This is a genomic window from Caballeronia sp. LZ024 (assembly GCF_031451455.1).
In the GTDB taxonomy this organism is placed as follows: domain Bacteria; phylum Pseudomonadota; class Gammaproteobacteria; order Burkholderiales; family Burkholderiaceae; genus Caballeronia; species Caballeronia telluris.
Genome location: NZ_JARUXL010000001.1, coordinates 684,861 through 698,062, shown reverse-complemented (window position 1 = coordinate 698,062; position 13,202 = coordinate 684,861). Strand labels below are relative to the sequence as shown.

Below are 13,202 nucleotides of genomic sequence, written 5' to 3'. Positions count from 1 at the left end.
CCGGTTGCGATAAGGGAAAAGCCTTTCGTCTCTTCCGGTGACACAGTTTACTGCACGGCCGCCGGTGCGCCGCGTGTCTCGCATCGACCATAATTCTCCGGTTCCACTCTGGAGATACGACTTGAAACTGTTCTACAAAGCCGGCGCCTGTTCGCTCGCGTCGCATATTGCTCTGCGGGAGTCGGGCCTGCCCTTCGACATCGAAGCCGTCGACCTTCAGAAAAAGCTCACCGCGAGCGGCGCCGATTTCCTGCAGATCAACGCGAAAGGCTACATCCCCGCGCTGCAACTCAACAGCGGCGAAGTGCTGACCGAAGGCGCCGCCATCCTGCAATACATCGCAGATCAAACGCTCATCACGCGGCTTGCACCGGTGAACGGCTCCATCGAACGTTACCGCCTGCAAGGCTGGTTGAATTTCATCGGCACGGAGTTGCACAAGAACTTCTCGCCGTTCTTCAACCCGGCCGCGAACAGCGAATGGAAAGCCGCGGCGATGGCGAATCTCGAACGCCGTCTCGCCTACGTGGCGCAGCAGCTCGAAGTTACGCCTTATCTGCTCGGCGACGCGTTCAGCATCGCCGACGCGTATCTGTTCACCGTGCTCGGCTGGGCAAAATACATCGACCTCGATCTCGGCAAGTGGCCGGCGCTGGTCGCCTACCAGACGCGCGTGGGCGCGCGCGCGAGCGTGCAGGCGGCGATGAAGGCGGAAGGGTTGATCTGAGCGATCAGCGGCTCGCGTAACGAAAAAACGGCCCGCGGGCCGTTTTTTCATTTCAGCACGTCAAGCGGACATCAATGCCGCACGCAGTCCACGAAATACTCGATGCGCCCGTTGATCATCTCGCCCACGAGACCGTGGATATCCGTATGGAAGCCCGGGAAGCGCTCGTTGAACTCGCGCGCGAAGCGCAAGTAATCGACGATCGTCCGGTTGAAGCGCTCGCCCGGAATCAGGAGCGGAATGCCCGGCGGATACGGCGTGAGCAGGATGCTCGTCACGCGGCCTTCGAGTTCGTCGATCGGCACCCGGTCGATCTCGCGGTGCGCGAGTTTCGCGAACGCTTCGGACGGTTTCATCGCCGGCTCCATGCTGGAGAGATACATCTCGGTCGTCAGGCGCGCGATGTTGTTCGCGCGATAGACGCTGTGAATCTGCTCGCACAGATCGCGCAGCCCGATGCGCTCGTAAGACGGATGCTGCGCGATGAATTCCGGCAGCACGCGCCAGAGCGGCTGGTTGTTGTCGTAGTCGTCCTTGAACTGCTGGAGTTCGGTGACCATCGAGTTCCAGCGGCCTTTCGTGATGCCGATCGTGAACATGATGAAGAACGAATACAGCCCCGTCTTCTCCACGATGATGCCGTGCTCGGCCAGATACTTCGTCACGATCGCGGCCGGAATGCCGGTCTCGCCGAACTCGCCATCCACGTCGAGCCCCGGCGTGATGATCGTCGCCTTGATCGGATCGAGCATGTTGAAGCCTTCCGCGAGCGGCCCGAAGCCGTGCCAGCGGTCGTTCGGCTTCAGAATCCAGTCCTCGCGGTCGCCGATGCCTTCTTCCGCCAGCGCCTCCGGGCCCCAGACCTTGAAGAACCAGTCGTCCCCGTATTCGGCGTCGACCTTGCGCATCGCGCGACGGAAGTCGAGCGCCTCCGCGATCGATTCCTCGACGAGCGCCGTGCCGCCCGGCGGCTCCATCATCGCGGCGGCCACGTCGCACGACGCGATGATCGCGTACTGCGGGCTCGTCGACGTATGCATCAGGTACGCCTCGTTGAAGCGATGGCGGTCGAACGTGCTGTTCTCGCTGTCCTGCACGAGAATCTGCGACGCCTGCGAAATGCCCGCGAGCAGCTTGTGCGTCGAGTGCGTCGCGAAGACGAGCGCGCCGGTGCGCGGCCGGCCCGCGCCGATCGCGTGCATGTCCTGATAGAACGAATGGAACTCGGCGTGCGGCAGCCACGCTTCGTCGAAATGCAGCGTGTCGAGCAGATCGCCGAGCAGGTCCTTGATCATCTCGACGTTGTAGATCACGCCGTCGTAGGTGCTTTGCGTGATTGTCAGAATGCGCGGCTTCACCTTCGGATTCTTCGCAAGCGCCTCGCGTGCGAACGGATTCGCCTCAATCTTCTTGCGAATGTTCTCAGGCTTGAATTCGTCGCGCGGAATCGGACCGATGAGGCCGAAGTGATTGCGCGTCGGCGTGAGGAATACGGGGATCGCGCCCGTCATCGTGATCGCGTGCAGGATCGACTTGTGACAGTTGCGATCGACCAGCACGATGTCGCCGGGCGCGACCGTCGCATGCCAGACGATCTTGTTCGACGTCGACGTGCCGTTGGTCACGAAGAACAGATGGTCCGCGCTGAAGATGCGCGCCGCGTTGCGCTCGGACGCGGCGACCGGCCCGGTGTGATCGAGCAGCTGGCCGAGTTCGTCGACGGCGTTGCAGACGTCCGCGCGCAGCATGTTCTCGCCGAAGAACTGGTGGAACATCTGGCCGAGCGGATTCTTCAGGAACGCAACGCCGCCCGAGTGCCCCGGACAGTGCCACGAATACGAACCTTCCTCGGCGTACTGCACGAGTTCCTTGAAGAACGGCGGCGCGAGCGAATCGAGATAGACCTTCGCCTCGCGGATGATATGGCGCGCGACGAACTCCGGCGTGTCCTCGAACATGTGGATGAAGCCGTGCAGCTCGCGCAGGATGTCGTTCGGCAGATGGCGCGAGGTGCGCGTTTCGCCGTAGAGGAAAATCGGGATGTCGGCGTTGCGGCGGCGCACGGCCGTGACGAACGCGCGCAACGCGACGATCGCGGCCGCGAGTTCCGGCGTGTCGCCTTCCGCGACCACGACGTTTTCCGCATACGGCAGCAATTCGTCGTCGTCGATCGACAGGATGAAGCACGACGCGCGGCTCGACTGCTGCGCGAACGACGTCAGGTCGCCGTAGCTCGTCAGGCCGAGCACTTCGGCGCCTTCGCGCTCGATCGCCTCGGCGAGCGCGCGGATTCCGGAACCCGAGATGTTCTCGGAGCGAAAGTCTTCGTCGATGATGACGACGGGAAAACGGAACTTCATGGGGCGAATCTCCAAATGGAACGACCGCTGGCCGGGCGCTCGATGCCCGATTCCAGCGGTCTTTCGTCAACCGATACCAATTCGACTTGCTTCACTGCGCTTCGTGCGGTCCCGCTCAGGTTTTCGGCAGCGTCACGCCGTGCTGCCCCTGGTACTTGCCGCCGCGATCCGCATACGACGTCTCGCAGACCTCGTCGCTCTCGAAGAAGAGCACCTGCGCCACGCCCTCGTTCGCGTAGATCTTGGCGGGCAGAGGTGTCGTATTCGAGAATTCGAGCGTCACATAGCCCTCCCACTCGGGTTCGAACGGCGTCACGTTGACGATGATCCCGCAGCGCGCGTAGGTCGATTTGCCGAGACACACGGTCAGGCACGAGCGCGGGATGCGGAAATACTCGACGGTGCGGGCGAGCGCGAACGAATTCGGCGGAATGATGCAGACGTCGCCCTTGAAGTCGACGAACGATTTCTCGTCGAAGTTCTTCGGATCGACGATGGTCGAATTGATGTTCGTGAAGATCTTGAATTCGTCGGCGACGCGAATGTCGTAGCCGTAGCTCGACGTGCCGTAGGAGACGATCTTGCGGCCGTCTTCGGCCACGCGCACCTGATCGCGCACGAACGGCTCGATCATCTTGTGCTCTTCGGCCATGCGCCGAATCCACTTGTCAGACTTGATGCTCATAAGGGACGCTACCAGCGGTGAGCGGCGCGGACACGGAAATCCGGCGCCTTGCGTGAAACGGGGCATGGCCGGACGGCGCTTCGGGAAGCCAAAAGGCGCTGCCGGACAAACGAAAGCGCGTATTTTACTTGAATGACGTGACGGTTCGCCGCGCGCCGGCAAGCGGCCGTTATTGTCTGACGACGCCGCACGCGAGCGCCGGGCCGGCGCTGTGCGGACCGATCACGTACGGATCGGAAGCATCGCGATGCAGGATGAGCGCGCGCGATACCACCGAGCGCACGCCGTCGAGCGACACGTCGGTCGCCACGATGAAGCCCGTCGCCGTGCCGTTCGCGTCGGAGCGGATGTTGGCGAGATCGCCTTCGGCGCGCGAACTTGACCGCTTGCGGTCGGCGGCCAGCGCGAAGACCGGACCGGCGTCGGACTGGCTCGTGACGATGCAGTCGCCGCGCTCGTGCACCTGCAACGCGTGCTCGCTGTTGGGCGGCATGCCGGCGAGGTTATAGGAGATCTGGACGCCGTCCGCGCGTTCGATCAGCGTGACGGTGCCGCGCGTGGCGCTGCCGGGCGTGGGCAGAAGCGTCGCGTCGGCGCGCTTCTCGTGGTTCTGAAAAATGATGCCGCAGCCCGAGAGCAGGAGCGTGCTCGCGGCCATCGCGATCAAGGCGGCGCGCGACCACCCGTCGAATCTCTGTCTCATGCGATCCTCTTGGCGGCCGCGCACGCCCCATGCATGCGCGCTGCCGCACCAATCGAAGGCAACATGATACCGCGAGCCGCACGGCGCGAGGCTCGCGCGAGAGGGGTCGATCAGGTGTTCTGCACGACGATGCTGGGAAACTTCGACGTCATGTCGCGCTGACGCTCGGCGATGCCGATCGCCACCTTGCGCGCGATCGCGCGGTATGTTTCGGCGGCGCGGCTTTGCGGGTCGGACACGACGGTCGGCGCGCCCGCGTCGGTGCGTTCGCGAATCGCGATGTCGAGCGGCAACTGGCCGAGTATGTCCACGCCGTATTCCTTCGCCATGCGCTCGCCGCCGCCCGCGCCGAAGATGTGCTCCTCGTGGCCGCAGTTCGAGCAGACGTGCGTGCTCATGTTCTCGACGATGCCGAGAATCGGAATGCCGACCTTCTCGAACATCTTGAGGCCCTTCTTCGCGTCGAGGAGCGCGATGTCCTGCGGCGTCGTGACGATCACGGCGCCCGTCACCGGCACTTTCTGCGAGAGCGTGAGCTGGATGTCGCCCGTGCCCGGCGGCATGTCGACGACGAGGTAATCGAGATCCTTCCAGTTGGTCTGGCGCAGCAATTGTTCGAGCGCGGACGTGACCATCGGGCCGCGCCAGATCATCGGATTGTCCTGTTCGATCAGAAAGCCGATCGAGTTCGCCTGGATGCCGTGGCCGACGAGCGGGTTCATCGACTGGTTGTCGGGCGACTCGGGGCGGCCGGTGATGCCGAGCATCATCGGCAGCGACGGGCCGTAAATATCAGCGTCGAGCATGCCGACCGACGCGCCCTCGGCCGCGAGCGCGAGTGCGAGGTTCGCCGCCGTCGTGCTCTTGCCGACGCCGCCCTTGCCCGATGCCACCGCGATGATGTTCTTGACGTTCGGCAACAGCTTCACGCCGCGCTGGACCGCATGCGCGACCACCTGCGACGATACGTCCACCTGCACCTCGCCCACGCCCGCGACCTGCCGCAGCGCATCGCCGACGAGCGCGCGGACCGCCTCGAATTGCGACTTCGCCGGGTAGCCCAGCACGACGCTCAACGAGACTGTCGAACCGTCGACCGCGATGTTGCGAAAGGCCTTGGCGTCCGCGAACTTGCGATTGGTGTTCGGATCGATCAAGGTGGCGAGTGCGGTGTCGATCTGGGCGCGGTCAATACTCATCGAAACTCCATGGAACGGTGGTTGCTGGCGCCAGGCGGCTGCATGACAACGCGAGAAATTGAAAGGAATTGTTAAGTGCGGTTGCGCAGGGCACGGCCGCACTGCACTATCCGACGCGGCAATTGGCCTGGAACAGCGCCGGGTCCTGCGCGGAAGCCAGAAGCTTATTGTAGTGTCTGCGGCGCGGGACCGCCGGAAGACCCCTCGGACCGCGTGTCCGCGGTCGTCCGGATCGTTAGTTGATTACTGGAGAACACTGAAAATGAATGCAAAATTGTTGACCCGTTTGTCCGTTTTCGCCGTGGCAGGCGCGCTCGTCGCGGGTTGCGCCTCGCAGCAAGGCACCAACACGGCGGTCGGCACGGGCGTCGGCGCGGCCACGGGCGCAGGTCTGGGCGCGATCTTCGGCGGCGGCAAGGGTGCGGCGATCGGCGCGGGCGTGGGTGCGGCGGTCGGGGGCATCACGGGCTACAACTGGCAGGCGATCAAGGGCAAGATTTCGGGCGATGCGAAGGGTACCGGCACGCAAGTCACCGAGCAGCAGGACGGCTCGCTCAAGGTGAACATCCCGAATTCGATTTCCTTCGACACGAACAGCTACGCGATCAAGCCGTCGTTCGATCCGGTGCTCAACTCGGTTTCGCAGACGCTCACGCAGCATCCCGAGCTGATCGCGTCGGTCGTTGGACATACGGACAACACCGGCCAGCCGGCTTACAACCAGACGCTGTCGCAGAATCGCGCCCAGAGCGTCACGCAGTATCTGGCGGGGCACGGCGTCGCGGCGCAACGTCTGTCGGCGCAGGGCATGGGCCAGAACCAGCCGATCGCGGACAACGCGACCGAAGCCGGCCGGGCGCAGAATCGTCGCGTGGAAATCTACCTGCGCGCGACCGCGCAGCCGGGCCAGGTGCAGTAAGCGCCTGATCTGAAAGGAGAAATGGGACGCGCCGGCAGCGCGAACGGGCGCCGGCCGAGCGAATTGAAAAAAATTTGAAACTTGGCCGCGCGCCGCGTGTCTCTCATTACGGCGGGTGGCTGGCGATGCCGCCACCCGCCATTCTCCTCTTGTCGTTGTTGCTCCGGGGCCGATCATCAAGCCCCGGTTTTTTTTTGCGTGGTTTTGACGGTCCCGTTTTCTCTGGTGACAGCCGCCGCGGGTTCTCACACGAGCACCGAACCTGAGCGCCTCCGCCGCGCCGCCATTGCCACCCCTGCTAGAATCGTGATTCCGTTTTTCACGCAATCACGCAACTCAACCCGCAGGCCCGCGTCTTTATGTCAGCACCGATCTCCGCCACCGCATCCGCCGCGGCTCCGGCTCAAGCCGGCCGCCGCCAGGTTCTCGTCACGTCCGCGCTTCCTTATGCGAACGGCCAGATTCACATCGGCCACATGGTCGAATACATTCAGACGGACATCTGGGTTCGGGCGCTGCGAATGCATGGTGACGAGGTCTATTACGTCGGCGCCGACGACACCCACGGCACGCCGATCATGCTGCGCGCCGAGAAGGAAGGCATCACGCCGAAGGCGCTGATCGAGCGCGTCTGGAAGGAACACAAGCGCGATTTCGACAGCTTCGGCATCTCGTTCGACAACTACTATTCGACCGACGCCGAAGAAAACCGCGTGCTCTGCGAAAAGATCTACGGCGCGCTCAAGGAAGCCGGGCTGATCGAGGCGCGCGACATCGAGCAGGCCTACGACCCCGTCAAGGAGATGTTCCTGCCGGACCGCTTCATCAAGGGCGAGTGCCCGAAATGCGGCGCGAAGGATCAATACGGCGACAACTGCGAAGTCTGCGGCTCGACCTACCAGCCGACCGAACTGATCAATCCGTACTCGGTCGTCTCGGGCGCGACGCCGATCCGCAAAACCTCGACGCACTACTTCTTCCGTCTCTCCGACCCACGCTGCGAAGACTTCCTGCGCGGCTGGGTGAGCGGCCTCGCGCAGCCGGAAGCGACCAACAAGATGCGCGAATGGCTCGGTGACAAAGGCGAAGCCAAGCTCGCCGACTGGGACATTTCGCGCGATTCGCCCTACTTCGGCTTCGAGATTCCGGGCGCGCCGGGCAAGTACTTCTACGTCTGGGTCGATGCGCCGGTCGGCTATTACGCGAGCTTCAAGAAGCTCGCCGACGAGCGCGGCATCGACTTCAACGCCTGGGTCGCGCCGGGTTCCAAGGCCGAGCAGTATCACTTCATCGGCAAGGACATCCTGTATTTCCACACGCTCTTCTGGCCCGCGATGCTGCAGTTCTCCGGCCATCGCACACCGACGAACGTGTTCGCGCACGGCTTCCTGACCGTCGACGGCGCGAAGATGTCGAAGTCGCGCGGCACGTTCATCACCGCAGAGAGCGTGATCGACACCGGCATCAATCCGGAATGGCTGCGCTACTACTTCGCGGCGAAGCTGAACAACACGATGGAAGACATCGACCTGAACCTCGAAGACTTCCAGGCGCGCGTGAACAGCGATCTCGTCGGCAAGTACGTGAATATCGCGAGCCGGGCGGCGGGTTTCCTCATCAAGCGTTTCGACGGCCGCGTGCAGGACAGCGCGATGCATCATCCGCTCGTCGCGCAGTTGCGCGCGGCGATTCCGACAGTCGCGGGATTGTACGAATCGCGCGAATACGGCCGCGCGCTGCGCACGACGATGGAACTCGCCGACGCCGTGAACCACTACGTCGATGCCGCCAAACCGTGGGATCAGGCGAAGGACCCGGCGAATGCCGTCGCGTTGCACGAGACGTGCAGTGTGAGCCTGGAAGCGTTCCGCCTGCTGTCGCTGGCGCTGAAGCCGGTGCTGCCGAAGCTCATCGAAGCGGTCGAGGCGTTCCTCGGCATCAAGCCGCTCGTCTGGGCCGATGCGGCGAAACCGCTGAGTTCGGAGCAGCCGATCAACGCGTACAAGCACCTGACGACGCGCGTCGATCCGAAGCAGATCGAGGCGTTGCTCGCGGCGAATCGCGAGTCGCTGCAACCGGGGCAGGAAGGCGCGGCGGCTTCGGCTGCAACCGCTTCCTCGACCAAGGCGGCCAAAGCGACTAAAGCGGTGAAGGCGAAGGAACCGGAAGCCGAAGGCACGATTTCCATCGACGATTTTGCCAAGGTCGATCTGCGGATCGCGAAGATCATCGACTGCAAGGCGGTCGAGGGTTCCGACAAATTGCTGCAACTGACGCTCGACGTCGGCGAGGACAAGACGCGCAACGTGTTTTCCGGCATCAAGTCGGCGTATCAGCCGCAGGATCTCATCGGCAAGCTGACGGTGATGGTGGTGAACCTGGCGCCGCGCAAGATGAAGTTCGGGCTGTCGGAAGGCATGGTCCTCGCGGCATCCGCGACGGACGAGAAAACCGAGCCGGGGCTGTATATCCTCGAACCGCACAGCGGCGCGAAACCGGGGATGCGGGTGAAGTAAGCGTCACGAACGCGAGACCAAAAGGGCACGCCAGCGGCGTGCCCTTTTTTACGGGCCGCCCCTTCTCGACCACGAATCGAAGCGCCGCGTATAAAGCAGATCGACGCCCTGGAACGTCCCGCCGTAAGCCGCCACCGACCAGAATCGCGACAGGTTGATCGTCGCCTTGACCGCGTTGCTCGCCGACTGCAAGCCCTGCTCGTACCCGATGACGAGCCGCTCGTTGATCGCCTTCGAAATCATCACCACTTGCGGATCGGTCAGCCCGACCTCGCTCGTCCCGATCGAAAACTCGTCGAGCCCGAACGTCTGCGCGATCCGCTTGCCGCTCGCGCTGCCGAGCAGCGCGAGCGCGTTGGTCATCGCGCTCTGCTGGCCGAGGTTGTTGCCCTGATCCGTGCCATGACCGAACAGCAGCCACGAGAGCTTTTCGTTATCGGGCACGTTCGGCTCGGAGATCAGTTTCGCATTGGGCGACTGCACCGTGCCCGTCACCTGCACGCCGGCCTCGATTTCCTGATTGCGCCGCATCGCGAGGATGTTGATGCCCGGATTGGCGACCGGCCCGTTGAACGTGAAGAAGCCGTTCTCGATGTTGAGCTTGCGCCCGAACGCCGTGTACGTGGAACCGGGCGTCACGCGCACGTTGCCGATCGCGCGCAGCGGCATGTTCGGCGCGCTCATCGCCGTGATCGTGCCGGCGAGGCCCAGGTCCGCGCCCGCGCCGCGAAAGCGGAAGTTGCTGCCCAGGTCGACGTCGACGTTGGCCCGCGGCGCGAACCTCACCGGCTTGTCGGTGGTGGCGACGACCTGCTGGTTGTTGCGGTCCTCGCCCTTCACGGTGCCGTCGGGCCGCACGACCACGACGTCGTCGCCAAGCGATGGCGCCGACTTCTCCGGCAAGTCGAAGAGCGCGTGATCGACCTTGAATTTGCCGTCGATCATCATGCCGCCCAGCACACCGCCGTTCGCGATACTCGCGCTGCCCGAGAGCGACAGTTGCCGGTCGGGCGAGGCGAACAGTTCGAGCTTGTCCGCGACCACGCTCGCGGTCAGATCCGGCTCGTTCTGGTCGAGGCGCACCCGGCCGGTCGCGCGCAGCGTCCCGCTCGCGCCGTGGAACTCGACCTTCTGAAGATCGACGAGATTCTCCGAGAGCGCGATGCGGATCACGCCGTCCTTCAACTGGATGCCCTGCCCGACGAGCGTCGCCGAAAGTTCGTCGCCGGTCAGCATGCCCGAGAGGTTCGGTTTCGCGACGATCCCCGCGATCGTCAGCTTGAGCGCCATCCGTCCGCCGAGCAGGTACGTCGGTCCGAGCAGACCGCCCGTCGTGCGCAACTGCGGAATGTTCGCGTCGATGCCGCCCGTGAGCGGCGATTCGTCGGCGACCGTCAAGATACCGTCGCGCACGACGAGCGGCGTGTGCACGTTCGCGTCGATCGTGCCGATGCGACTCGCCTGCGCGCGAAACGTCGCGTTCAGACGATTGCCTTCGGTGAAATCGACGCGCGCGGCGATATCGGTGATGCCGAGCGCCGCCACGCCGCGCGCCGCGTCGATCGACACGTCGCCGCTGCGGCGCTTGACCTGCAGGTAGCCGGTCGCGGTGGTGCCGAGCGAGAAGTTCCAGTCGCCGTCGAACACGAGGTCGCTTTTCACGGGCGGCTCGGCGCCCGTCAGTTCCTGGCGGATTTCGAGAATGCGCGCGACCGACACGTTCGTGAGCGTCCCCGCCGACTGCATGCGCCCGCCTTCGAACGCGAACGACTTCAAATCGAGCACGGCGCCCTCAGCCGAGAGCCGCGTCGAGCCGAGCACGATGCGACGGGGCGCGTAGCTCACCGAAAGCGGCGATTCGAGATTCACCGCGGGCGTGCCCTTGTTCGTGAGCCGCGTGATGCTGCCGTCCCAGTGTGGGCCGTCGCGGGCATCGACGAGCTTGCCGTTCGCCGCGAGCGTCAGGTTGACCGCCTCGCCGCGCACCTTGCCGGTCGCGCTGGCGTCGAGTTTGTGGTTGGCGCGCGTGCCCGTGAGGCTGGCGTCGAGCGTCGCGAGTTCGACGCCTTCGGTGGTGAAATCGCGCGCTTTCGTCGTGAAGACGAGCGCGCCGTTCGCGCCGTCGCGCAGTTCCGCGCGTCCTTCCGCGTGACCGAGCCGGTTCGGGCCGAACACGACGCCGTCGGCTTCGTAGTTCGCCGCGACGTCCGGATGCGCGAACGAGCCGGTCAGGTCGCCGTCGGCCTTGACCAGCCCGGCCAGGCCGAACCCGAGCCGCTCCAGCGCGGGCGCATCGATGCGAAAGCGCAGCCGGTCGCCGGGCGCGCCGAAGCTGCCGTTCAGATCGACGTCGTTGCCCGCCACCGACAGTTTCGCCGTGCTCGGCAAAATCCGCGTGCCCGCGACCTGCACGGTGCCCGCGCCCGTCAGCGGCAGGTTGTCGTAGACGCTCTCGCCGAGCTTGAACTGCGCTTTCGTGGTGAGCACCGGGGCGAGCACGCCCGTCGCGGCGAGCGTGCCGTTCACGCGCGCCTCGATCGTGCGCGCGGGCGGCGCTGCCCGGCCCTTGCCCTTTCCCTTGGCCGGCGCGGCGGGCTTTTGCTGCACGAGCAAGAGCGGATTGAACTCGACGAGCGTCGCCTTCAGGTCGTAGCTCGAACTGGCGTCCTTCTTCAGCGCGCCTTTCAGTTCGACGCGCCCCTTGCCCACGGTCAGCTTCACGCCGTCGAACGCGGTCTCTTTCGCGTCGAGCTTCACCTTGCCCTCTGCGCGGATCGCGGCCTTCGGATCGTTCAGGTCGAGCGTGATGGTCTGCGTGTCGCCCGCGAGCGTGACGCCGATCGGCCCGGCGAACTGCGTCGGCCGGATGGCGGAGGAGATCGCGTTCAGATCGAGTTTCGCGACCTTCAGGTCGAACTGGCCGCGATTGCCGGTGAGCTTGCCGCCGCCCGTGACCGTCGCGTCCTTCACGAGCCGCACGGACAAATCGGAGATGGTCTGCGCCGACGCGTCGAGCCGCACGTTCGCGTGGGCGTCGATGAGCGGCAACAGTTTGTCGTCGATGGAACCCGGCTTCGCGTTCACGATCGACACCGGCCCCGTCACCACGAGCGATCCGCGCTTGTCGGGTTGCGCGGGCTTCAGTTCGGCGCGCACGGCGAGATCGGCGAACGGCGCGCCCGGGCTGAACGCCTGCGGATTCACGTGATCGACGGTGATGACGGCGTTCTTCAGCGGCACGTCATCGAACGGCGTCGCTTCGACGTGCGCGTTGCCGTTCAGCTTCATGCCGCTCGCCTGCACGTCGGCGAGAAGCGTCGCAAGCGAGCCGCCCAGATGCGCGCCGACCTGCACGGCCTCGCCGTTCACCTTGCCCGAGTAGCCGGCGTCGCCCGACAGCGGAAACGGCCGCGCGCCGCCGTCCAGCTTCAGCGCCGCCGTGACGCCGCCGAACGGCGTATCGAGCCGCTCGACGCTCGCTTCGTGATGACGGCCGTCGCTGCGTCCGTGGAACAGCAGGCGCGAGAATTCGGTCGTCGTCGCGCCCTGATGCAGACGCAGCTTCGCCACGCTCACATCGCGGATCGCGAGCTGGATCGGCAGGCGCAGGTCCTTCGGCAACTCGGTCTTCGTGGTCTCTTTCGGCGACGGCGCAATGCGCGCGTCGATCGTCCCGATATGCAGATAGTCGATCGTGAAGCGCCACGGCTCGCGGGTCAGCGCCCAGCGGCCCGAGACGCTGTCCACGGCGATGTCGGTGCCGTCGGGGCCTTTCCAGTGGACGTTGCGCAGATGCACGCCGGTGGCGATCGCGCCGCCGTCGAGCGTGCCCGAGAGCTTTCCTCTTAGCAGCGAGGTCGCCGCCTGCCAGACGTAATGCGTGCCGCGCTCGCTCGTGAGCGCGTAGAAGATCAGCCCGATGCCGAGCGCGAGACACAGCACGAAAACGAGCACGATCCCGCCGAGCCACTTCGCGAGCCGCCGCCCGCCGCCGCGGCGGCGCGGCGGCGGCGTGTCGGGCGCGCCGGCGTCCCCGCTGCTGCCGGGTTCGTCTGCGTTCGCTTGGGTGGTCGGTTCGCTCATGCGTCGTGGA

Annotated in this window: 8 protein-coding genes; 3 read left to right on the top strand and 5 right to left on the bottom strand. The window is 64.9% G+C overall.

From position 1 onward, the window contains the following. Window positions 1-121: 121 nt before the first annotated feature. Window positions 122-727, top strand: a complete 606-nt coding sequence (gene gstA / locus QCE48_RS03375; RefSeq protein ID WP_309786110.1) for a glutathione transferase GstA — start codon at window positions 122-124, stop codon at window positions 725-727. A 71-nt stretch (window positions 728-798) separates the two neighbouring features. On the opposite strand, the gene QCE48_RS03370 is transcribed toward gstA, so the two are convergent. The 4 genes from QCE48_RS03370 to apbC all read right to left on the bottom strand — a co-directional run bounded on the left by QCE48_RS03370 (window position 799) and on the right by apbC (window position 5,674). Beyond that, on the bottom strand, window positions 799-3,087 hold the full coding sequence (locus QCE48_RS03370) for an arginine/lysine/ornithine decarboxylase (protein ID WP_309786111.1): 2,289 nt from the start codon (window positions 3,085-3,087) through the stop codon (window positions 799-801). A 115-nt stretch (window positions 3,088-3,202) separates the two neighbouring features. Next, entirely contained in the window at window positions 3,203-3,772 is a 570-nt protein-coding gene (dcd, locus tag QCE48_RS03365) for a dCTP deaminase (protein WP_087630780.1), read from the bottom strand. Between the two features lie 169 nt (window positions 3,773-3,941). Continuing rightward, on the bottom strand, window positions 3,942-4,475 hold the full coding sequence (locus tag QCE48_RS03360; RefSeq protein WP_309786112.1) for a superoxide dismutase family protein: 534 nt from the start codon (window positions 4,473-4,475) through the stop codon (window positions 3,942-3,944). A gap of 110 nt (window positions 4,476-4,585) precedes the next feature. After that, complete coding sequence (apbC, locus tag QCE48_RS03355) at window positions 4,586-5,674, bottom strand: iron-sulfur cluster carrier protein ApbC (RefSeq protein WP_309786113.1); 1,089 nt, start codon at window positions 5,672-5,674, stop codon at window positions 4,586-4,588. A gap of 262 nt (window positions 5,675-5,936) precedes the next feature. On the opposite strand from apbC, the gene QCE48_RS03350 reads away from it, so the two are divergent. After that, on the top strand, window positions 5,937-6,593 hold the full coding sequence (locus QCE48_RS03350; RefSeq protein ID WP_309786114.1) for an OmpA family protein: 657 nt from the start codon (window positions 5,937-5,939) through the stop codon (window positions 6,591-6,593). 359 nt (window positions 6,594-6,952) lie between these two features. After that, complete coding sequence (gene metG / locus QCE48_RS03345; RefSeq protein WP_309786115.1) at window positions 6,953-9,109, top strand: methionine--tRNA ligase; 2,157 nt, start codon at window positions 6,953-6,955, stop codon at window positions 9,107-9,109. Between the two features lie 48 nt (window positions 9,110-9,157). On the opposite strand, the gene QCE48_RS03340 is transcribed toward metG, so the two are convergent. Beyond that, a complete protein-coding gene (locus QCE48_RS03340) occupies window positions 9,158-13,192 on the bottom strand; it encodes a translocation/assembly module TamB domain-containing protein (protein WP_309786116.1) in 4,035 nt (1,344 codons plus the stop codon). Window positions 13,193-13,202: the final 10 nt, after the last annotated feature.

Excerpts from the sequence above, each read along its gene's own strand:
- QCE48_RS03350 (WP_309786114.1), top strand. The coding sequence starts at position 5,937 with ATGAATGCAAAATTGTTGACCCGTTTGTCCGTTTTCGCCGTGGCAGGC.
- metG (WP_309786115.1), top strand. The coding sequence starts at position 6,953 with ATGTCAGCACCGATCTCCGCCACCGCATCCGCCGCGGCTCCGGCTCAA.
- QCE48_RS03340 (WP_309786116.1), bottom strand. The coding sequence starts at position 13,192 with ATGAGCGAACCGACCACCCAAGCGAACGCAGACGAACCCGGCAGCAGC.
- QCE48_RS03360 (WP_309786112.1), bottom strand. The coding sequence starts at position 4,475 with ATGAGACAGAGATTCGACGGGTGGTCGCGCGCCGCCTTGATCGCGATG.
- dcd (WP_087630780.1), bottom strand. The coding sequence starts at position 3,772 with ATGAGCATCAAGTCTGACAAGTGGATTCGGCGCATGGCCGAAGAGCAC.
- apbC (WP_309786113.1), bottom strand. The coding sequence starts at position 5,674 with ATGAGTATTGACCGCGCCCAGATCGACACCGCACTCGCCACCTTGATC.
- QCE48_RS03370 (WP_309786111.1), bottom strand. The coding sequence starts at position 3,087 with ATGAAGTTCCGTTTTCCCGTCGTCATCATCGACGAAGACTTTCGCTCC.